The 19151-nt window shown below is 67.7% G+C and carries 18 protein-coding genes; 5 read left to right on the forward strand and 13 right to left on the reverse strand.

The genetic code is table 11. The features are described 5' to 3' along the window. Nucleotides 1-75: 75 nt before the first annotated feature. The 6 genes from ACAM57_RS29420 to ACAM57_RS29445 form a co-directional block, all read right to left on the reverse strand. Entirely contained in the window at nucleotides 76-990 is a 915-nt protein-coding gene (locus ACAM57_RS29420; RefSeq protein WP_369659883.1) for an ABC transporter permease subunit, read from the reverse strand. 8 nt (nucleotides 991-998) lie between these two features. Beyond that, a complete protein-coding gene (locus tag ACAM57_RS29425; RefSeq protein WP_184640114.1) occupies nucleotides 999-2003 on the reverse strand; it encodes an ABC transporter permease subunit in 1005 nt (334 codons plus the stop codon). Between the two features lie 75 nt (nucleotides 2004-2078). After that, nucleotides 2079-3758, reverse strand: coding sequence for a long-chain-fatty-acid--CoA ligase (locus tag ACAM57_RS29430; RefSeq protein WP_126022258.1), 1680 nt, complete (start codon nucleotides 3756-3758; stop codon nucleotides 2079-2081). Nucleotides 3759-3858: 100 nt separating this feature from the next. Continuing rightward, a complete protein-coding gene (locus ACAM57_RS29435; RefSeq protein WP_126022259.1) occupies nucleotides 3859-5283 on the reverse strand; it encodes an NAD(P)(+) transhydrogenase (Re/Si-specific) subunit beta in 1425 nt (474 codons plus the stop codon). Then, nucleotides 5280-5612 (reverse strand): NAD(P) transhydrogenase subunit alpha, encoded by a 333-nt coding sequence (locus ACAM57_RS29440; RefSeq protein ID WP_093203732.1) that lies wholly within the window; start codon nucleotides 5610-5612, stop codon nucleotides 5280-5282. Before ACAM57_RS29440 ends, ACAM57_RS29435 begins: the two co-directional genes overlap by 4 nt. Before the next feature lie 32 nt (nucleotides 5613-5644). After that, a complete protein-coding gene (locus ACAM57_RS29445) occupies nucleotides 5645-6775 on the reverse strand; it encodes a Re/Si-specific NAD(P)(+) transhydrogenase subunit alpha (protein ID WP_184640116.1) in 1131 nt (376 codons plus the stop codon). A 444-nt stretch (nucleotides 6776-7219) separates the two neighbouring features. Here ACAM57_RS29445 and ACAM57_RS29450 point away from each other — a divergent pair, with 444 nt between their 5' ends. The 3 genes from ACAM57_RS29450 (at nucleotide 7220) to ACAM57_RS29460 (ending at nucleotide 8949) form a co-directional block, all read left to right on the forward strand. Continuing rightward, on the forward strand, nucleotides 7220-7936 hold the full coding sequence (locus tag ACAM57_RS29450) for a response regulator transcription factor (protein WP_126022262.1): 717 nt from the start codon (nucleotides 7220-7222) through the stop codon (nucleotides 7934-7936). A gap of 78 nt (nucleotides 7937-8014) precedes the next feature. Then, on the forward strand, nucleotides 8015-8449 hold the full coding sequence (locus ACAM57_RS29455; RefSeq protein ID WP_369659884.1) for a DUF4019 domain-containing protein: 435 nt from the start codon (nucleotides 8015-8017) through the stop codon (nucleotides 8447-8449). Nucleotides 8450-8460: 11 nt separating this feature from the next. Next, nucleotides 8461-8949, forward strand: coding sequence for an NUDIX hydrolase (locus ACAM57_RS29460; protein WP_126022264.1), 489 nt, complete (start codon nucleotides 8461-8463; stop codon nucleotides 8947-8949). A gap of 14 nt (nucleotides 8950-8963) precedes the next feature. Here ACAM57_RS29460 and mnmA read toward each other — a convergent pair whose 3' ends face one another. Then, entirely contained in the window at nucleotides 8964-10076 is a 1113-nt protein-coding gene (gene mnmA, locus ACAM57_RS29465) for a tRNA 2-thiouridine(34) synthase MnmA (RefSeq protein WP_369659885.1), read from the reverse strand. Nucleotides 10077-10264: 188 nt separating this feature from the next. On the opposite strand from mnmA, the gene ACAM57_RS29470 reads away from it, so the two are divergent. Further along, the gene (locus ACAM57_RS29470) at nucleotides 10265-11995 is read left to right on the forward strand and encodes a long-chain fatty acid--CoA ligase (protein WP_369659886.1); all 1731 of its coding nucleotides are present in this window, start codon (nucleotides 10265-10267) and stop codon (nucleotides 11993-11995) included. Between the two features lie 6 nt (nucleotides 11996-12001). On the opposite strand, the gene ACAM57_RS29475 is transcribed toward ACAM57_RS29470, so the two are convergent. Genes ACAM57_RS29475 through ACAM57_RS29495 form a run of 5 tightly spaced genes read right to left on the reverse strand, consistent with a single transcriptional unit; the run spans nucleotide 12002 to nucleotide 17783 of the window. After that, entirely contained in the window at nucleotides 12002-12994 is a 993-nt protein-coding gene (locus ACAM57_RS29475; RefSeq protein WP_369662493.1) for an LLM class flavin-dependent oxidoreductase, read from the reverse strand. A 45-nt stretch (nucleotides 12995-13039) separates the two neighbouring features. Continuing rightward, a complete protein-coding gene (locus ACAM57_RS29480; RefSeq protein ID WP_369659887.1) occupies nucleotides 13040-14725 on the reverse strand; it encodes an FxLYD domain-containing protein in 1686 nt (561 codons plus the stop codon). Nucleotides 14726-14774: 49 nt separating this feature from the next. Then, the gene (locus ACAM57_RS29485; RefSeq protein ID WP_369659888.1) at nucleotides 14775-15371 is read right to left on the reverse strand and encodes a hypothetical protein; all 597 of its coding nucleotides are present in this window, start codon (nucleotides 15369-15371) and stop codon (nucleotides 14775-14777) included. Between the two features lie 16 nt (nucleotides 15372-15387). After that, a complete protein-coding gene (locus ACAM57_RS29490; protein ID WP_369659889.1) occupies nucleotides 15388-17181 on the reverse strand; it encodes a VanW family protein in 1794 nt (597 codons plus the stop codon). Then, nucleotides 17178-17783, reverse strand: coding sequence for a hypothetical protein (locus ACAM57_RS29495; protein ID WP_126022271.1), 606 nt, complete (start codon nucleotides 17781-17783; stop codon nucleotides 17178-17180). Before ACAM57_RS29495 ends, ACAM57_RS29490 begins: the two co-directional genes overlap by 4 nt. A gap of 244 nt (nucleotides 17784-18027) precedes the next feature. Here ACAM57_RS29495 and ACAM57_RS29500 point away from each other — a divergent pair, with 244 nt between their 5' ends. Beyond that, nucleotides 18028-18684: a hypothetical protein gene (locus ACAM57_RS29500; RefSeq protein ID WP_369659890.1), complete on the forward strand. Its 657-nt coding sequence runs from the start codon at nucleotides 18028-18030 to the stop codon at nucleotides 18682-18684. Between the two features lie 82 nt (nucleotides 18685-18766). On the opposite strand, the gene ACAM57_RS29505 is transcribed toward ACAM57_RS29500, so the two are convergent. Continuing rightward, entirely contained in the window at nucleotides 18767-19147 is a 381-nt protein-coding gene (locus ACAM57_RS29505) for a helicase SNF2 (protein WP_369659891.1), read from the reverse strand. Nucleotides 19148-19151 lie beyond the last annotated feature (4 nt).

Below are 19151 nucleotides of genomic sequence, written 5' to 3' on the forward strand. Positions count from 1 at the left end.
CGGCCCGCTGGTGTTGCCCCCTGCAAGGGGGTAGGAGGCCACACGAAGTGGGCAAGCCCGGGGGTGTGCTTCATGCTAGCGTTTCAGTTTGGGGTCGAGCGCATCGCGCAGCCCGTCGCCCAGGAGATTGAATGCGAGCACGGCCGCCAGGATCGCCATTCCCGGGAAGGTGACGACCCACCACGCACGCAGCACGAACTCGCGCGCGTCGGCCAGCATGGTTCCCCACTCGGGCGACGGCGGCTGCGCCCCGAGGCCCAGGAAGCCGAGCGCCGCCGCGTCGAGGATGGCAGTGGAAATGCCGAGCGAAGCCTGCACGATCAGCGGCGCGGCGCAGTTGGGCAGCACCTCGCGGAACATCAGCCGCAGCGTGCCGGCGCCGCTCACGCGCGCGGCGGTCACGTAGTCGCGCGAGACCTCGGCGATGACGGCGGCACGCGTGATGCGCACGTAGTGCGGCAGCACCACGATGGCCACCGCGAGCATCGCATTGACGAGCCCCGGCCCGAGGATCGCGACGATCACGATGGCCAGCAGCAGGCTGGGCAGCGTGAGCACGATGTCCATCAGCCGCATGATCGCGATCTCGAGCACGCCGCGGAAGAAGCCCGCGATGAGCCCGAGCACCACGCCCGCGATCACCGACAGCGCCACCACCGCGACGCCGATCGAAAGCGACAGCCGCGCGCCGTACATGAGCCGCGAAAGAATGTCGCGGCCGATGGCGTCGGTGCCCAGCAGGTAGCTCATGGAGCCGCCCTTCTGCCACGCCGGCGGCTGCAGGAAGACGGCGCTGTTGGTCTCGTTCGGTGCGTGCGGCGCGATCCACGGCGCGAACAGCGCGACCAGCAGCAGCACGACGATGGTGGCGAGCCCGATGACCGCGCCGCGGTTGGCCGAGAAGGCCGTCCAGAATTCGCGCCAGGGGCCGGGGGGTGCGGTGCTCTTGCCCGCACCGTCGGAAACGGTGATCTGCGTGGTTGTCGCCATGGGGAAGCTCAGCGCCTGATGCGTGGGTTGATGACGCCGTACGCCACGTCTACGAGAAGGTTGACCAGCATCACGATGCCGCCGAGCAGCAGCATGCCGCCCTGCAGCACCGGGTAGTCGCGCCGGCCGATGGCCTCGATGAGCCACTTGCCGACGCCGGGCCAGGAGAAGATGGTCTCGGTGAGGATCGCGCCCGTGAACAGCACGCCCACCTGCAGCCCGATGACCGTCACCACCGGAATGAGCGCGTTGCGCAGCGCATGCAGCCCCACCACGCGAAAGCGCGAAAGCCCCTTGGCGCGCGCGGTGCGGATGTAGTCCTCGCCCAGCACCTCGAGCATGGCCGAGCGCGTCATGCGCGCGATGACCGCGAGCGGCACCGTGCCGAGCACCACGGCCGGCAGCACGAGGTGGTGCAGCGCCGACCAGAAGGCGTCGGTCTCGCCGGCGCGCAGCGCGTCGACGAGCAGGAAGCCGGTGTCGGGCTCGACGTAGTACTGCACCGCGATGCGGCCCGATACGGGCGTCCATCCGAGCTGCACCGAGAAGAACAGGATCAGCAGCAACCCCCACCAGAAGATCGGCATCGAGTAGCCGGTGAGCGAGGTGGCCATCACGCCGTGGTCGAAGATGGAGTTGCGCCGCACCGCCGCGAGGATGCCCGCCGGCAGCCCGAGCAGCAGCGCGAAAAGAATGGCGCACACCGCGAGCTCGACCGTGGCCGGGAAGAGCGAGAGGAACTCGCTCATCACCGTGTCCTGCGTGATGAGCGACTTGCCGAGATCGCCGTGCAGCACGCGGGCGATGTAGATGCCGTACTGCACGATCACCGGCTTGTCGAAGCCGTAGGCGGTGCGCAGTTCGGCATGGCGCGCGGGGTCGATCCCGCGCTCGCCGGCCATGGTTTCAATGGGGTCGCCCGGCACGAGCCGGATGAGAAAGAAGGCGAGCAGTGTCATGCCGAAGAAGGTCGGCACCAACAGACTCAAACGGGTAAAGACAAACCTGAGCATCGACCCGCGAATATGCAAGATCGATGCCTTGGCCCCACCCGGGCCGAACCCTTACTCCAGCGCGTGCTCGCGCACTTACTTCTTGGTGTCGCGCAGCTCGCGGCGAAGGATCTTGCCGACCGGCGTCTTCGGCATGTCGGTACGAAACTCTACGATGCGCGGCTGCTTGTAACCCGTAAGGTTTGCTCTGCAGTACTCGCGCACCTGCGCCTCCGTGAGCGAAGGGTCTTTCTTGACGATCACGAGCTTCACGGCCTCGCCCGTCTTGTCGTCGGGCACGCCGACCGCGGCGCACTCGAGCACGCCCGGAATGAGTGCGACCACATCCTCGACCTCGTTCGGGTACACGTTGAAACCCGACACCAGGATCATGTCCTTCTTGCGGTCGACCACCTTGAAGTAGCCGCGCTCGTCGACCACGCCGATGTCGCCGCTCTTGAAGTAGCCGTCGGCCGTCATGACCTTCGCGGTCTCGTCGGGGCGCTGCCAGTAGCCGGCCATCACCTGCGGGCCCTTGATGGCGATCTCGCCGCGCTCGCCGACGGGCACCTCGTTGCCGTCGTCGTCGAGCAGCCTGAGCCAGGTGCTCGGCAGCGGCAGGCCGATGGTGCCGGTGTAGGCCGTGCTGTTGGTCGGGTTGCAGGTGGCCGAGGGCGAGGTCTCGGAAAGGCCGTAGCCCTCGCAGATCGGGCAGCCCGTCTTCTCGAGCCAGAGCTTCGCCACCGCGGCCTGCACCGCCATGCCGCCGCCCACCGACACCTTCAGGTTCTTCCAGTTGACGGTGTTGAAGTCGGGGTGGTTCGCCAGCCCGTTGAAGAGCGTGTTGACGGCCGGGAAGCTGTGGATCGTGTGCTTCGACAGCTCCTTCAGCACGCCGGGAATGTCGCGCGGATTCGGGATAAGGATCAGCTTTCCGCCCGTGCGCATGCTCAGCATCATGCCGACCGTGAACGCGAAGATGTGATACAGCGGCAGCGCGCACACGCCCGTGGGCTGCTCGTTGGCCGGCACCTTGTTCATGACCGGCTCGTTCCACGCCTCGGACTGCAGCACGTTGGCGATCACGTTGCGGTGCAGGAGCACCGCGCCCTTGGACACGCCGGTGGTGCCGCCGGTGTACTGCAGCACCGCCACGTCGTCGGGTCCGATGGCCACGGGCTTGAGCGAAGCGCTCGCGCCCTTGTCGAGCGCATCGTTGAAGCGCACCGCGCCCGGCAGGCTGAAGGTGGGCACCATCTTCTTGACGTTGCGCACCACGTAGTTGACGAGCGCGCCCTTGAGGAAGCCGAGGCGGTCGCCCATGGAAGCCAGCACGATGTGCTTGACCGGCGTGCTCGCGATGCATTGCTGCAGCGTGGTGCCGAAGTTCTCCATGATGACGATGGCCTTCGCGCCCGAATCCTTGAGCTGGTGCTCCAGTTCGCGCGGCGTGTACAGCGGATTGACGTTGACCAGGATGAGGCCGGCGCGCAGGATGCCCGCGACCGCAATGGGGTACTGCGGGCAGTTGGGCATCATCACCGCCACGCGGTCGCCCTTGGCGAGGCCCAGGCTCTGCAGGTAGCCCGCGAACGACTTGCTCTGCCTGTCGGTCTCGCCGTAGCTGATGTCCTTGCCCATGAAGCTGTAGGCCGTGCGGTCGGCGTACTTCCTGAAGCTCTCCTCCATGAGCGCGACCAGCGAGGGGTACTGCGAAGCATCGATATCGGCGGGCACGCCCTGCGGATAGCTGCTGAGCCAGGGACGATCGGTCATTGGATTTGTCTCCTCCGGGAGTCGGACTGTTGAAAACGAAAACGGCGCACTTGATGGCGCCGCGAAGAACTCGTCCGCTGCGCGGACGGGGACCTTCGGCCTATTCGATGGCCTTGCCCATATCTTCCACTACTTTTTTGGCATCGCCAAAGACCATCATCGTCTTGTCCATGTAGAAGAGCTCGTTGTCCAGGCCGGCATAACCCGCGGCCATGGAGCGCTTGTTGACGATGACGGTCTTGGCCTTGTAGGCCTCCAGGATCGGCATGCCGTAGATCGGGCTGCCCTTGGTGTGCGCGGCCGGGTTCACCACGTCGTTGGCGCCCAGGATGATCGCCACGTCGGCCTGGCCGAACTCGCCGTTGATGTCCTCCATTTCGAACACCTGGTCGTAGGGCACCTCGGCCTCGGCCAGCAGCACGTTCATGTGGCCGGGCATGCGGCCTGCCACCGGGTGGATGGCGTACTTCACGGTGATGCCCTTCTCTACGAGCTTCTGCGCGAGCTCCTTCACCGCGTGCTGGGCGCGGGCCACGGCGAGGCCGTAGCCGGGCACGATCACCACCGTCTCGGCGTTGCCGAGCACGAAGGCCGCGTCGTCGGCGCTGCCGCTCTTCACTGGACGCTGCTCCTTCGCGCCGCCCGTGGCCGCGGCCGCGTCGCCGCCGAAGCCGCCCAGGATCACGTTGAAGAACGAGCGGTTCATGGCCTTGCACATGATGTAGCTCAGGATCGCACCCGAGGAGCCCACCAGCGAACCGGCCACGATCAGCATCGCGTTGTTCAGGCTGAAGCCGATGCCCGCGGCCGCCCAGCCGGAGTAGCTGTTGAGCATCGACACCACCACCGGCATGTCGGCGCCGCCGATGGGGATGATGATGAGCACGCCCATCACGAAGGCCAGCGCCAGCATCGCGAAGAAGGCCGGCCAGCTTTCGGTGAAGACGAACACCAGCCCCAGGCCGATGGTCGCCAGGCCCAGCACGAGATTGAGCATGTGCTGGCCCGAGAACTGCACGGGCGCGCCCTGGAACAGGCGGAACTTGTACTTGCCCGAAAGCTTGCCGAAGGCGATGACCGAGCCGCTGAAGGTGATGGCACCGATGGCCGCTCCCAGGAAGAGCTCCAGCCGGTTGCCACTCGGGATCGGATCGCCCTTGAGCGCGATGCCGAAGGCATGCGGCTCGGCCACGGCGGCCACCGCGATGAACACCGCCGCCAGGCCGATCATGCTGTGCATGAAAGCGACCAGTTCGGGCATCTTGGTCATCTCGACCTTGTTGGCCATGTAGGCGCCCAGGCCGCCGCCGACGACCAGCGCGACCAGCACGTAGCCCAGGCCGGCGAGGTTGCCGCTGGCGAGCTTGTAGATCAACGCTCCTGTGGTCAGCACGGCGATGGCCATGCCGGTCATGCCGAAGATGTTGCCGCGGATGGAGGTGGTGGGATGGCTCAGGCCCTTCAGGGCCTGGATGAAGCAGATGCTGGCGACGAGGTACAGCAGCGTGACGAGGTTCATGCTCACTTGGCAGCTCCCTCGGCGTTGGCTGCGGGTGCGGCCTTCTTGTCCTTCTTCTTGAACATTTCCAGCATGCGCCTCGTGACGAGGAAGCCGCCGAAGACGTTCACCGCGGCCAGGGCCACGGCCAGCACGCCCATGGTCTTGCCCAGGGGCGTGTCGGTGAGCGCGGCCGCCAGCATGGCGCCCACGATCACGATGGCCGAGATGGCGTTGGTCACCGCCATCAGCGGCGTATGCAGCGCGGGCGTGACGGTCCACACGACGTGGTAGCCCACGTAGATGGCCAGCACGAAGATGATCAGGTTGATGACTGTGTGAGAGACGATGTCCATGTTCTTCTCCTCGACGGGCGTTGCTTGTTGCGTTACTTCTTCGTGACCTGGCCGTCGTGCGTGACGCGGCAGGCGGCGACGATGTCGTCCTCGAGGTCGATCTTCAGCGCGCCCTCCTTGGTGACGATGAGCTTGAGGAAGTCGAGCACGTTGCGCGCATACAGCGCCGAGGCGTCGGCCGCCACGAGCGCGGCGAGGTTGGTCTCGCCCACGATGGTCACGCCATGCTTGACCACGGTCTTGTCGGCCTCCGACAGCGGGCAGTTGCCGCCCACCCCATCCGGGCCTTTACCGGCCGCGATGTCGACGATGACGGAGCCCGGCTTCATGGACTTGACCATGTCCTCGGTGATGAGGGTCGGCGCGGCGCGCCCCGGAATGAGCGCGGTGCTGATGACCACGTCGGCCAGCGCCACGCGCTTGGCGACCTCGGCCTGCTGTCGGCTGAGCCAGCTCGCGGGCATCGGCCGCGCGTAGCCGCCGACGCCTTCGGCCGCGTCTTTCTCTTCCTGGGTCTCGTAGGGCACGTCGATGAACTTGCCGCCCAGCGACTCGATCTGCTCCTTGACGCTGGGGCGCACGTCGGACGCCTCGATGACGGCGCCCAGGCGCTTGGCGGTGGCGATGGCCTGCAGGCCCGCCACGCCCACGCCGAGGATGACGACGCGCGCGGCCTTCACCGTGCCGGCTGCCGTCATGAGCATGGGGAAGAAGCGCTGGTACTTGTCGGCCGCGATCATCACGGCCTTGTAGCCGGCGATGTTGGCCTGCGAGGAGAGCACGTCCATGCTCTGGGCGCGGGTGGTGCGGGGGGCGGCCTCGAGCGCGAAGCCGGTGACGCCGGCGGCGGCCAGGCGCTGCAGGCCGGCCGCGTCGAAGGGGTTGAGCATGCCGATCACGACGGCGCCGGACTTCAGCAGCGCGGTCTCGGCCTCGGTGGGCGTGCGCACCTTCAGGACCATGTCGGCGGAGAAGGCGCCTGCCTGGTCGGTGATCTCCGCGCCTGCGGCCTGGTAGGCCGCATCGGTGGCGCTGGCGGCCACGCCCGCTCCCGACTGCACCCTTACGGTATGCCCGGAGGCCACCAGTTTTTTCACCGTCTCAGGTGTAACAGCCACGCGGGTTTCGCCTGCCAGTGTCTCGGCGGGCACGCCTATCAGCATAGAGATCTCCTCAGAGCAAGGGGCACAGGGGGAATGTGCCGGCAGCTTACAGCAAGATTACAGCCGATCGCTGTCGCCGGAGCGCTCTGTCGTTTTCATCCCAAAGCGTTGAGGAGCTTATGGATACTATAACTTCAGCTATTCAATTGATAGCGAATTCGGGTATCCGATAGAGACGACCGGCAAAGGAGCGAATACCTTTGATTTACATTCCATGTGATTTGCTACGGCGACGGCATGGACGGGAACCGGAAGAGGTTCGCCGACCAAAATCCCCATTTGTATCCAACTGCATTCAACTTCGTTAACAAGCCCTCAGAAATCGGCGAATTGCGTGCATTAGTTGCAATTCCGAAAACTTTACCTTAGTCGCAGATAGATACACTTCCCCTCATCAATCGCCAGTTCACGGAAGCTGACGAAGGGAGGAAAAAAGGGGCTCGAATGCGAATCGCGGTACTCGACGACGGTGTTGATCAGATCAAGCAGATCAATCGAACCATGACTGCACTCGAACACGAGTGCCACCCGTATACGGAAGGAAGGGCGCTGCTGCAGGCCATGCGCCGCCAGACCTTCGACCTGCTGATACTCGGCTGGAATCTTCCCGACATGAAGGGCTCGGAGGTGGTGGCGACCATCCGCCGGGATCTCAACAGCCGCCTTCCCATTCTTTTCGTCTCCGACAAGCCCGGCGAGGCCGACATGGTCGAGGGCCTCAATGCCGGCGCCGACGACTTCATGGCCAAGCCCGCCCGCGCCGGCGAGCTCGAAGCCCGCGTCAATGCGCTGCTGCGCCGCTCCTACCCGGCCCAGCACGAAAACGAGCTGATCTTCGGCCCCTACCACTTCTATCCACCTTCGCGCGTGCTCAAGGTGCGTGGCGTACAGGTCGAACTGAAGAATCGGGAATACGAGCTCGCACTCTTCCTGTTCCAGAACCTCGGCCGCCTGCTTTCGCGCGAGCATCTGCACGAGGCCGTCTGGGGTCTGGGAATCGAGGCGTTGTCGCGCTCGCTCGACACCCACATCTCCCGCCTGCGGACCAAGCTCGACCTGCGCCCGGCCAACGGCTTCCTGCTGCTGGCCATCTACGGGCTGGGCTACCGGCTCGAAACCATCGAGGCCGACGCGCTGCCTGGAGTGGTCGGCGCGCGCTGAGCCCGGAATTCCGGGCGAGCTACAGTAGTCTCTCCAACGGCCTGCGCCCTGCGCGCGCCGCACCAAGGAACGAGACGAATGAATCCGATGATCCGGCTGCTGCTCGCCACCGCATTGCTCTGGAGCTGGCTGGGGCCCGCCACCGCGGAAGAGGTCGAAGCAAGCGAAATGGTGCGCGGCGGCCTGATGGCGATCCAGATGATCGACCAGGGCCGCGCCGCCGAACTCTGGGACGGCGCCACGCCGGCGACCCGCAATCGCGTGACGCGCGCCGACTTCACCAGCCAGGTCAGCCGAAGCCGGGCGCCCATCGGCGTGCCCCAGATGCGCACCTGGGTCGCGGTCAACCGACAGGTCGTCGCCGACGCTGATGCCGGCATTGCTGGCCAGTACATCAGCATCGAATATGAAACCCGCTTCACGGGCAAACCTGACGGGACCGTTCGCGAACTCGTCAGTTTCCACCTGGACCAGGACCGCGTCTGGCGCTTCAGCGGCTATGTATTGAAATAAAAGGCCAAACGATGCCAACTCCACGCTGGAAGCCCAATGTCACCGTCGCCGCGGTGATCGAGCGCGACGGGCGCTTCCTGCTGGTCGAGGAGCAGACTCCCGACGGCCTGCGCCTCAACACGCCGGCAGGCCATCTCGACCCCGGCGAATCACCCGCCGAAGGCTGCGCCCGCGAGACCCTGGAAGAAACTGCCCATCATTTCATGCCAACTGCGCTCATCGGCATCTACATGGCACGTTCCCGTCCGCTCGCGGAGGGCGGCGAAGACATCACCTACATGCGCTTTGCTTTCATGGGCACGCTTGGCGGGTTCGAGGAAGGCCGCCCGCTCGACAAAGGCATCGTTCGCACCGTCTGGATGACGGCCGACGAGATCCGCGCGAGCGTCGCGCGGCACCGCAGCCCGTTGCTGCTGCAGTGCGTGGAAGACCATCTGGCCGGCAAGCGATACCCGCTCGACGTGGTCCACGTCGACGAATCGGTGCGATCAGTGCCCTGAGTTGAAAAGCTTCGTCAGACGATGACGCCGCCGCCAAGGCAGCGTTCACCGTCATAGAGCACGGCCGACTGCCCCGGCGTCACCGCCCATTGCGCGTCGCCGAAGCGCAGTCCGAAGGCGGCCGGATTCACGCCGCCCTCCACCGCCTCCATCTCGCAAGCCGCATCGGCCTGCCGATAGCGCGCCTTGGAACCGTAAGCGCCCGGCACCGGCGCCTCGCCGGAAATCCAGCTCGCGTCGTCCGCCTTCAGCTCCGACGACAGCAGCCAGGGATGGTCGTGCCCCTGCACCACCCACAGCGTGTTCTTCTCGACGTCCTTGCGCGCCACGAACCATGGCGAATGGTCGCCCGAGCCGCGCTGCGCGCCCTTTTCCTTCACGCCGCCGATGCCCAGCCCCTGCCGCTGCCCCAGCGTGTAGAAGCTCAGCCCCTGGTGCTCGCCCAGCTTGCGGCCGCGATCGTCCTTGATGGGCCCCGGTTCCTTGGAGATGTAGCGGTTCAGGAATTCGCGGAACGGCCGCTCGCCGATGAAGCAGATGCCGGTCGAGTCCTTCTTCTTCGCGTTGGGCAGGCCGATTTCCTCGGCGATGCGGCGCACCTCGGTCTTGTGCAGCTCGCCGACCGGGAACAGCGTCTTCGACAGCTGCGCCTGGTTCAGGCGGTGCAGGAAGTAGCTCTGGTCCTTCGCCGGATCGAGCCCCTTGAGCAGCTCGTGCCTGCCGGTGGCCTCGTTCAGCCGCACGCGGGCGTAGTGCCCGGTGGCGATCTTCTCGGCGCCCAGGCGCATGGCGTGGTCGAGGAAGGCCTTGAACTTGATCTCGGCGTTGCACAGCACGTCGGGGTTGGGCGTGCGGCCGGCCTTGTACTCGCGCAGGAACTCGGCGAACACGCGGTCCTTGTAGTCGGCCGCGAAGTTGACGTGCTCGATCTCGATGCCCAGCACGTCGGCCACGCTGGCGGCGTCCACGAAGTCGATGTTCGACGAGCAGTACTCGCTGTCGTCGTCGTCTTCCCAGTTCTTCATGAAGATGCCGACCACCTCGTGCCCCTGCTGCTTGAGCAGGTGCGCCGTCACCGCGGAGTCCACTCCGCCGCTCAGTCCCACAACGATCCGATGCTTTGCCATAAGCCCGCTATTGTCCCAGCCCCGCGCAAGGGGCTTCCGGCGTGTGGGAAATCGGGAAAACCCGTGTCGCCGGTTTGTCAGCCCGAAGGCCATCGACGGGAGGGCCGGCGCTAAAGTGATTCCGGACGAAGGCGGCAGCAAGACCCGCCACGCCATTCACGAGACAACCGCAAGCGGAGACAAGACGCATGGCCACACCTTCCACCGCCGCCAATGCCGGCGACCCCCTCCCCTGGACACGCGCCTACCCCGAAGGCATGCGCTGGGACGCCGAACTGCCCGTGAAGCCGGTGCAGCAGATGCTCGACGAAGCCGTGGAGCGCTGGCCCGAGCGGTCTGCTGTCGAATTCATGGGCCAGGCCATCACTTATCGCGAGCTTGGCGCCGCCGTCGAACGCGCCGCCAAGGGCCTGCAGGACCTGGGCGTGAAGCCCGGCGTGCATGTCGGCCTCTACCTGCCGAATACGCCGCACTACCCGATCGCCTTCTTCGCGGTGCTCAAAGCTGGCGGCACGGTGGTCAATTACTCGCCGCTGGACGCCGAGCGCGTGCTGGCCCACAAGATCGAGGACAGCCGCACCGACATCCTCGTCACGCTCGACCTCGTCAACCTCTACCCGCAGATGGCGCGCCTGCTCGACAACTCGCGCCTGAAGAAGCTGGTGGTCGGCAGCCTCGGCGACTACGGCGCCATGGGCGACAAGGTGCAGGCCCAGCTGCAGGGAGCCGGCCAGATCGCCCCGGTGCCGGTGGACGACCGGCACGTGCGCTTCACCGACCTGCTCAAGAGCGAAGGCAGGCACAAGACCTATCCGCTGGGAGACCTCACGGAAGAGATCGTGGTGCTGCAATACACCGGCGGCACCACCGGCCTGCCCAAGGGCGCGATGCTCACCCACGCCAACCTCACGTCGGCCTCGGCCCAGTATTACGAATCGACCCGGGGCGAACCGCCGATCCTGGAGGAAGGCAAGGAGCGCTTCCTGGTGGTGCTGCCGCTCTTCCACATCTTCGCGCTCAGCGCCGCGATGCTGCTCGGCGTGCGCCTGGGCGCGGCGCTGGTGCTGCACACGCGCTTCGACGTCGACGCGGTGATGAACGAGCTCGCCGCCAGCCGCATCAGCGTGTTCCCCGGCGTGCCGACGATGTACACCGCCATCCTCTCGCACCCCAAGGCGAAGGAAATGGACCTGCGCTCGCTCAAGTTCTGCGGCTCGGGCGGCGCGCCGCTGCCGGTGGAAGTGGAGCAGCGCTTCTTCGAACTCACAGGCTGCCATCTCAACGAAGGCTGGGGCATGACCGAGACCTCGCCCGTGGGCACCTTCACGCCCGCGCGCGGCCTGCGCAAGGCGGGCTCGTGCGGCATGCCGCTGCCGCAGGTGCGCATCAAGCTCGTGAGCCTGGACGATCCGGCGAAGGACATCACCACCTTCGGCGAAGCGGGCGAGCTCTGCATCAAGGGCCCGAACGTGATGAAGGGCTACTGGAACAACCCCAAGGCCACGGCCGATTCGATGACGGCCGACGGCTACTTCCGCAGCGGCGACGTCGCGAAGATGGATTCCGACGGCTACCTCTACATCGTCGACCGCACCAAGGACATGCTGCTGTGCGGCGGCTACAACGTCTATCCGCGCGTGCTGGAGGAGGCGCTGTACGAGCATCCCTCGGTGGCCGAGGTCTGCGTGATCGGCATCCCCGACGAGTACCGCGGCCAGTCGCCCAAGGCCTTCGTGAAGCTCAAGGAAGGCGCGCCCGAACTGACGCTCGACGCGCTGAAAGCCTTCCTGAAGGACCGCCTCGGCAAGCACGAGATGATCGGCGCGCTGGAGATCCGCGCAGAGTTGCCCAAGACGCCCGTGGGCAAGCTCTCGAAGAAGGACCTCGTCGACGAGGAAGCCCGCAAGCGGGCGGCCTGACCGCAGTTACCGCTTCGTCTGCCCGAACGCCTCGGCGAGCAGCTCGTAGGAGCGCAGCCGGGCCGCGTGGTCGAACACCTGAGAGGTGATCATGAGTTCGTCCGCGCCGGTGCGCGCGACGAAGGCTTCCACGCCCTTCTTCACCGTCTCGACCGAACCCACTGCCGAGCACGACAGCACCGAGTCGAGCAGCGCGTTCTCCGCCGGACCGACCTTCTGCCGGTAGCCCTCCACCGGCGGCGGCAGGCGCCCCGGACGGCCGCTGCGCAGGTTCACGAAGGCCTGCTGCCATGAGGTGGCGCGGAACTCGGCCTCCTCGTCGGTGTCGGCCGCGAACACGTTGAAGCCCAGCATCACGTACGGCTTCTGCAGCTGCGCCGAGGGCCTGAAGGTCTCGCGATAGATCTGGATGGCCTGCATGATCTGCTGCGGCGCGAAGTGCGAGGCAAACGCGTAGGGCAGCCCCAGATGGGCCGCGAGCTGCGCGCCGAAGGTGCTGGAGCCCAGGATCCACACCGGCACCTCCAGCCCCGCGCCGGGCACGGCGCGCACCGGCTGCTGCGGATTCTTCGACATGAAGTCCATCAGCTCGATCACGTCCTGCGGGAACTGGTCGGCGTCCGACTCCAGGTTGCGCCGCAGGGCCCGCGCGGTGCGCTGGTCGGAACCGGGCGCGCGCCCCAGGCCGAGGTCGACACGCCCCGGGTAGAGCGACTCCAGCGTGCCGAACTGCTCGGCGATCACCAGCGGCGAGTGGTTCGGCAGCATCACGCCGCCGGCGCCGATGCGGATGGTGGAAGTGCCCGCCCCCACGTAGGCCAGCAGCACGGCGGTGGCCGCGCTCGCGATGCCCGGCATGCCGTGGTGCTCGGCCAGCCAGTAGCGCGTGTAGCCCAGTTTCTCGCCATGCTGCGCCAGCGAGAGCGAGTTGCGGAACGACTGCGCGGCGTCGCTGCCCTCGGTGATCGGGGAAAGGTCGAGGATGGAGAACGGAATCATGGGCGCGATCATGGCGCGAACTGCCCAATTCCGTCGCCCCAGGGGCTATTCGGTTTGGTATAGCGTGGTCACGCTCGCGAAGTCGCGGCCGTTCTGCTCCACGCTCGCCTGGAAGGGCACGCTCTCGCCCGGCGCGATGGCCGGCAGGTTGTCCACCAGCTTGAAGCCCGTGAGCTGCCCGTTACGGTCGCGCAGGCTCACCCACAGCCGCACCTTGCCGACGATGCCCGTGCCCGGGTTCTTCACGCTGCCGCTGACCACCACGTACTTGTATGAAAAGCGCTGGCTGAAGTTGAGCAGCACGCTGCCGATCTCGGCCTTGGTGCCCGTCACCTTCACCTCCAGCGGCTTGCGCGGGCCGGGCAGCGCCGCGCGGCGCATCGGCTTCCATTCGATGCGCGTGTCGGTGATGCGCTCCATGTCCTGCGGCTCCAGGTAGATGGGAAAGCGCTCGCCGGGATACAGGTAGGACAGTCCCGAGATCGTGGTCGTGCCGTGCGCCTTGCTGCCGCTGAAGCGCGAGATCACGCCGCCCGGCGCGAGCACCACGGCATCGGTGCTGCGGTTGACCAGTTCGCCCAGGAAGAGCCGCTGCTGGATGTTGTTGCGCCCGTCCACCAGCGGCAGCAGCTCGAGCAGCTTGTCGTCGAAGCGCTCGCTGTCGTCGGCCAGCAGGTCGTCGGTGCCCAGGCGCAGTTCGGGGTTGAAGCTTTCCGGGCCGCCCGCGGTGCGGATCACGCGGTCGGCGTTGAGCACCGGCGTGCGCCCGCCCGAGGCCTCGACGGTGCTGTAGCCGATGCGGTAGTCCCACGCCGCGATGGCTGCCGCGCGGCCGAAGCGCGCGATGCTCACGTCCACCGAGGTGCGTGCGCCGGGCTGGATCTCGTTGGCCTGCCCGTAGCCGTGGCCGAAGCCGATCACCTGCCCCGCGTCGTCGTACAGCGTGGCCAGCACCTCGAAGCCGCCGAGCACGGTGGCGTCCTTGCGGTCGTTGACGATGCGGCCCACCAGCCGGACGCGGTCGCCCTGCTGCACCAGCCGCACGCGCGAGAACGCCATGCGCGGCCCCTTCACCGCGCTGTAGGGCTCGGCCAGCTTCTGCACGCGCAGCTCCTGGCGCGTCACGTTCTTGCCGCTGGGCATGTCGATCAGCGCGGGGGCGCTCTCGCCGGGCTCCAGCACGGCCACGGGCAGCATCTCGCTGCGCTCGTCGAGCTTGCTCTCGCCGTCGAAGTACACGGCGCGGATTCCGGCGCGCGACAGCGGCTTGCCGGTTTCATTGCGCGCCACCACCAGCAGCTTGGGGCTGGCAGAGCTGCCGCTGCCCACGAGCACCTGGCGCGGCTCGTCGAGCTTGAGTCCGTCGACGGGAATGGTGCGGTCGACCGCAGCCACCACACGCTGCGAGCCCGATGCAGCGCGCGTGTCGGCATTGCGGCTGCCGAGGAACACGCCCACCAGGCTGAAGAGCAGCACCGCGCCCACCGCAATGCCCACACCGATGCCGACCTTGCGCATCATGAGCGCCTGCCTGCGCGCCTCCTCGGCCGCGAGCCGGCGGCCGGCCTCGTTCTTCACCTGGTTGAGCACGCGCTCCAGCCGGTCGGAGACGTTGTCTTCCACCAGCGTGACGGAGCCGCAGTGCTCGCAGGTGTATTCGTTGAGGCCCGTGCGCTTGAGCACGCTGCTGCCGCACTCGCCGCACTTGAGCGTCTGGAGATCGATGGTCATGTCTGAAATGCTGCTCCCGTTTTTCTTTTGCCGCGGTCCCCGCGGCTCTCTACCAGTCGAAGAGGTCCGCGAGATCGTCGGCCCGGCCTGCGCCGACCAGCGGCGCGAGCCGCTCGATCAGGCGCGCGCGGTGCAGCGGGTTGACCGAGAAGTCGTCCATGAAGATGTCGTCGCCCGCCTCGTCCCACACCTGGCCGATGGTGCCGAGGCACGCGGCCATTTCGAAGATGTCTGCGAAGAGCGGCCCGTCGTCTTCCCACGCGCCCGCGCCATGCCGGGCGAACTGTATCGCGCCGCTGCGCAGGTCGAAGATGAAGGGATCGGCGCCCTGGTCGGCCACCACCAGCCAGTGGTCGGGCCATGAAGCGAGGCGTTCGCCGGTGATGCCATGCCAGCGGTAGCCGGCCTGCTGCGACCACAGGCGCGCCAACGGAGGAATGCTGAACGGGTTGCCCGCGGTGGATACGGTGAGGCCCGCGTGGCCCACGCGCTCGTTGACCCAGTTGCCCAGCGGGCCGACCTGCTCGTAGAAGGCCGCGATGGCTTCGGGCAGCGGGATCTCGCCGTGCCAGTGGTCGGCGGCGAGCTGCGGCGCCAGCGCGCCGTGCGGAGCCAGTGCCGCGCAAGCCTGTTCTGTCGATGCCACCTGTGTTCCTCTTCGTTCAGGAAGCGCAGGCCGCACGCAGCGCGGTGCGAAGCGCCTCCACGTCGCCGGGCGCGATCTCGCGCACGCCGCTCGGAGCGCCAAGGCCGCAGGCCGTCGATGCGACGACCGGAACGCCCGCTGCCACGGCCCGCAGCAGCGCGCGCGGTGCGTGCTCCACATGCGCGGGCAGCACCACCACATCGGCGCCGGCCAGCCAGTCGCCCTGCCAGTTCATGTGCTCGACGTGGCCGATGCCCTGCCAGAGCCGCGCATCGTCCGAGGCCGAGCCCAGCACACGCAGGCGGCATGGCCAGCCTTGCAGCGCCGCGGCGAGTTCGCGCGCGCCCTTGCGTGCCAGCGCGCTCGCGGCGAAGACGACGAGCGGAAGGTCTGAATTCGTGCGGGCAACGGCCTTGGCCCGAGGCAGCGCCCATTCCAGCTTCCGCAGCACCGCCAGCGGAGCCAGCGCCGCCAATTGCCGTGCAACTTCGGCATGCGGCGTGACGATGACCGAAGCGCGGGCCAGCGCCATCGACTCCGCACGCACCAGCGAAGGATCGGCACGGAAGTCGCGCAAGGTGGCGTCGTCGGGCCAGCGGCGGGAGGCCTCGTCCAGCCGCCGCTCGATCTCCGCCATCGGCAGCGCGCTGGCCAGCACGACGACGCTCCGGCCATCGAGCGCACCAAGGCGCTGTAGATACGGCAGCAGCGACTGCTCGACCACCAGCTGCGTGTGCTGCGGCTTCAGCCGAGCCGCGAAGGCCTGCGCGAGCCAGCGCTGGCCGTCGATCAGGCTGGCCTGCCGCCGCCCCGCCTGCCGCGCCCACAGCCGCAGCCACAGCGCACGGCGCAGGCTCGTGGCCCACGGTGCTTGTGAAGCCACGGCCGCCGGCTCGCGATGCCAGCCCGTCGCGCTGCGGCGCCAGAAGGCGAGCCGCATCGGCACCGGCTGCATGCGCTGCGCGCGTGGATGCTCTTCGCGCAGGTAGCGCGCGAACTCCGGCGTCCATGCGTCGAGCAGCGCGACGGTGAGCCCCTGCGGCCCCACATCGACCTGCGGACGATGGCGGAAGCAGGCGGTCTGGTCGCAGCTGAGGCAGCCGCGCGCCACCGGCAATGCGGCTGCGGTTTCTTCGTTCGCGCGGCGCATGGTGACGGGCACAAATGGCGCAGAAGATGCACCACGGCTGCGGATGCGCAGTACCAGTTCCGCCCCGGTCAGCTCCACTTCGAGCCGCCATGCATGCCTGGCGCGCACCTTGAGATCGATGTAGTTCCAGAACACGGTCGCGTCGACGGCATCCGAGCCCGGCTCGCCGGCCTGCTCGATGCGCGCCGTGTGCCCGTGCCGCTCCACCAGCTCGAAGCCCGCGCGCGACGCCACGGTGGCGAGCGCATTCGACAGCTGGCACAGCCCGCCAGCCAGCGTCGGCACCACGCAGCCGCCGCGCAGTTCGCGGCCCTGCACGAAGCCGCGCCATGCGCCCGGCCTGCCCAGCTGGCGCCAGAAGCTCAGCACCTCACCGGCCGGGACCTCGACGGCATCGAAGGCGCCGCGCGCCACGCGCAGGTTCTGCACCTTGCCGGCCACGAGGGGGAATTCGTCCGCGCGGCCGTCGGTCCACAGGGGCGTGCGGTATTGGGTGAGCACGGGCGCGTCGGCCAGTGCGTGGCTTGTGCCGGCGGTCCACCGGCGGGCCGATGGCCGCAGCGTCTCGCGCAGCGCGTGGGCCGTGGCCAGCAGCCGCGAGCGCAGCCAGAAATCGATCGCGTCGATGCGGCGCGGCGGCTGCCAGGCCTGCACGCTCACGCGGAGGGGCCTCGCTTGCGCCACTGGCCGAGGTCGGCCTCGATGCGCTCCTCGATGCTGCCGCTCCACTGCACGCCGAAACCGGCCGCGCGCAGCAGCTCGACGATGCGGCGGCCCACGGCCATGGTGTTGGCTTCGCGCTGCTCGATCTCGGGAATCATCCCGCCGCTGAAGGCCAGGTGGAGGCGGCCGGTTCGCACCGCGCGTTCGAGATCCTGTGCGTGATAGAAGCAGCAGCCGCGGATGCCGGATTCCATGCGGCCCGCGGCACGCCATTGCTCGCGCACGTCGTCGTGGCCGTCGGCGAGCGTGTTGCCCGCGCGGTGCAGCGCGATGATCTTCTCGCTGCGCAGTTGCTCGAACACGGCTTCGAGCCGGTCGTATTCGGTCTGTTCGGGCCAGCCGGCCTCAGCGGCGCGCTTGGCGGCGCATGCGCTCGCGGCCTCGGCCTTGACCCAGGCGCGGTCCTCGTAGGTGATCTCGTCGGGATCGAGGTACTCGTCGGTGATCATCCACTCGACATCGGCATCGGGATGAAAGCCGCTCCACACCAGGTCGTGGATGCGTCCGCGCGTGTCTTCTGGGTCGAGAGTAAGTGCCATGCGTGTTGTGCTGCCGCCTTGGCGGCAACGGGTCATGCTTTCTTTTTTCCTGGCGGAAGCGTGCTGGTATTTTCACCCGGGCGCACCACCATGGCGCAGTAATGCGAAAGCATGATGTCCTGGGCCACCCTTTCGCACCGCACCATCATGAAGGATGCCTCAGGGCAAGGCAATGCGCCTTTAGGCGAAGGCTGCCCGGCCGGATGGCCTGCGCTGGGCGACTGGCTATGCTCGTCGGCTCTTCATGCCCCAGCCCTCCTTTCCAGCCCCGCCGCTCGACGCACAGTCGCCCACCGCGTGGACCTCCGCCATGCCGCAGGCCACGGAGCGCGCGCCGAAGCCGGCCGCCGACTGGCTCGCGTGGCTGGTCGCGCTGGCGGTGCTGGTCTTCATGGCGGTGTTCGGCCTGCAGGCGATGCGCTGGTCGCTGGCAGGCGGCTGGCATTGGCTCTGGATGCTGGTGGGGCTGCCGTTCTTCGGCGTCTTCTCCGTGCTGGCCGTGACGGCCGTCGCCACGAGGCTGCGCGAGCGCCGCCGGGTGCGGGTGGCGCTGGAGAACATGTCGCTGGAGCGCGGGGAAGGCTTGCGCGTCGGCGAGCCGCTGGAACTGCGCCTGCGCGCAACGGTACCCGCTGCGCAGGAAGGCGAGCGCACGGTGGCGCCGCAGCGCATCGCCATGCGACTGATGCTGCACCGCACGCTCGATGCTGTTGGCGAATGCTGCTGCGAGGCCATCGCCTCGCGCGAGGAAACGCGTGACGGCCGGGTTCTCTACGCCTGCGAACTGCGCACGGCCCCTGGGCTCGATGCCCCGCTGTGGTCGGTCGAACTGCGCGACGCGGCTGACGACACCGGCGCGCCCATCCTCACCGCCGCGCTGCGGCGGCTGCCCGCGCGCTGATCCTGAACACAGACGCAAAAAGGCCGGGCCATGCATTCCGCATGGCCCGGCCTTCTCTGTCTGTCCTCAGCTCTGCAGCGGATTACAGCGGCAGTGCGTCGCCGTGAGCGGCAGCGCGGGCTGCGGCGCGAACTGCGGCGCGGTCCACCGAGCTGGCCACGATCGGGGCCACGCCGGACGAAGCGCCTTCGGCGTACGGGTCACCGCTGCGGGCGGCAGCCACGGCTTCGGCGCGAACGGCGGAACGGCTGGCCGTCGAGACGATCGCCTGGGCCGGGCCGGCGTTGGCACCGGTGGCGTACGGGTTGGCGCTGTGCGCGGCAACCACGGCCTGGCCGGCGACGTCGGCGCGGCTGGCGGCCGAGGTCAGCTGGTGCACGCCTTCATAGGTTTCGGCGTGGGCAACGCCGGCGACGGCCAGCAGGGCGAGAGAAACGGCGGAGAGGAGCTTCGAGGCGGTCATTTGG

The organism is Variovorax sp. V15 (assembly GCF_041154425.1).
Taxonomy (GTDB): Bacteria; Pseudomonadota; Gammaproteobacteria; order Burkholderiales; family Burkholderiaceae_C; genus Variovorax; species Variovorax guangxiensis.

Excerpts from the sequence above, each read along its gene's own strand:
- mnmA (WP_369659885.1), bottom strand. The coding sequence starts at position 10,076 with ATGGCAAAGCATCGGATCGTTGTGGGACTGAGCGGCGGAGTGGACTCC.
- ACAM57_RS29430 (WP_126022258.1), bottom strand. The coding sequence starts at position 3,758 with ATGACCGATCGTCCCTGGCTCAGCAGCTATCCGCAGGGCGTGCCCGCC.
- ACAM57_RS29455 (WP_369659884.1), top strand. The coding sequence starts at position 8,015 with ATGAATCCGATGATCCGGCTGCTGCTCGCCACCGCATTGCTCTGGAGC.
- ACAM57_RS29425 (WP_184640114.1), bottom strand. The coding sequence starts at position 2,003 with ATGCTCAGGTTTGTCTTTACCCGTTTGAGTCTGTTGGTGCCGACCTTC.
- ACAM57_RS29470 (WP_369659886.1), top strand. The coding sequence starts at position 10,265 with ATGGCCACACCTTCCACCGCCGCCAATGCCGGCGACCCCCTCCCCTGG.
- ACAM57_RS29460 (WP_126022264.1), top strand. The coding sequence starts at position 8,461 with ATGCCAACTCCACGCTGGAAGCCCAATGTCACCGTCGCCGCGGTGATC.
- ACAM57_RS29505 (WP_369659891.1), bottom strand. The coding sequence starts at position 19,147 with ATGACCGCCTCGAAGCTCCTCTCCGCCGTTTCTCTCGCCCTGCTGGCC.
- ACAM57_RS29480 (WP_369659887.1), bottom strand. The coding sequence starts at position 14,725 with ATGACCATCGATCTCCAGACGCTCAAGTGCGGCGAGTGCGGCAGCAGC.
- ACAM57_RS29440 (WP_093203732.1), bottom strand. The coding sequence starts at position 5,612 with ATGGACATCGTCTCTCACACAGTCATCAACCTGATCATCTTCGTGCTG.
- ACAM57_RS29475 (WP_369662493.1), bottom strand. The coding sequence starts at position 12,994 with ATGATTCCGTTCTCCATCCTCGACCTTTCCCCGATCACCGAGGGCAGC.
- ACAM57_RS29450 (WP_126022262.1), top strand. The coding sequence starts at position 7,220 with ATGCGAATCGCGGTACTCGACGACGGTGTTGATCAGATCAAGCAGATC.
- ACAM57_RS29495 (WP_126022271.1), bottom strand. The coding sequence starts at position 17,783 with ATGGCACTTACTCTCGACCCAGAAGACACGCGCGGACGCATCCACGAC.
- ACAM57_RS29500 (WP_369659890.1), top strand. The coding sequence starts at position 18,028 with ATGCCCCAGCCCTCCTTTCCAGCCCCGCCGCTCGACGCACAGTCGCCC.
- ACAM57_RS29445 (WP_184640116.1), bottom strand. The coding sequence starts at position 6,775 with ATGCTGATAGGCGTGCCCGCCGAGACACTGGCAGGCGAAACCCGCGTG.
- ACAM57_RS29420 (WP_369659883.1), bottom strand. The coding sequence starts at position 990 with ATGGCGACAACCACGCAGATCACCGTTTCCGACGGTGCGGGCAAGAGC.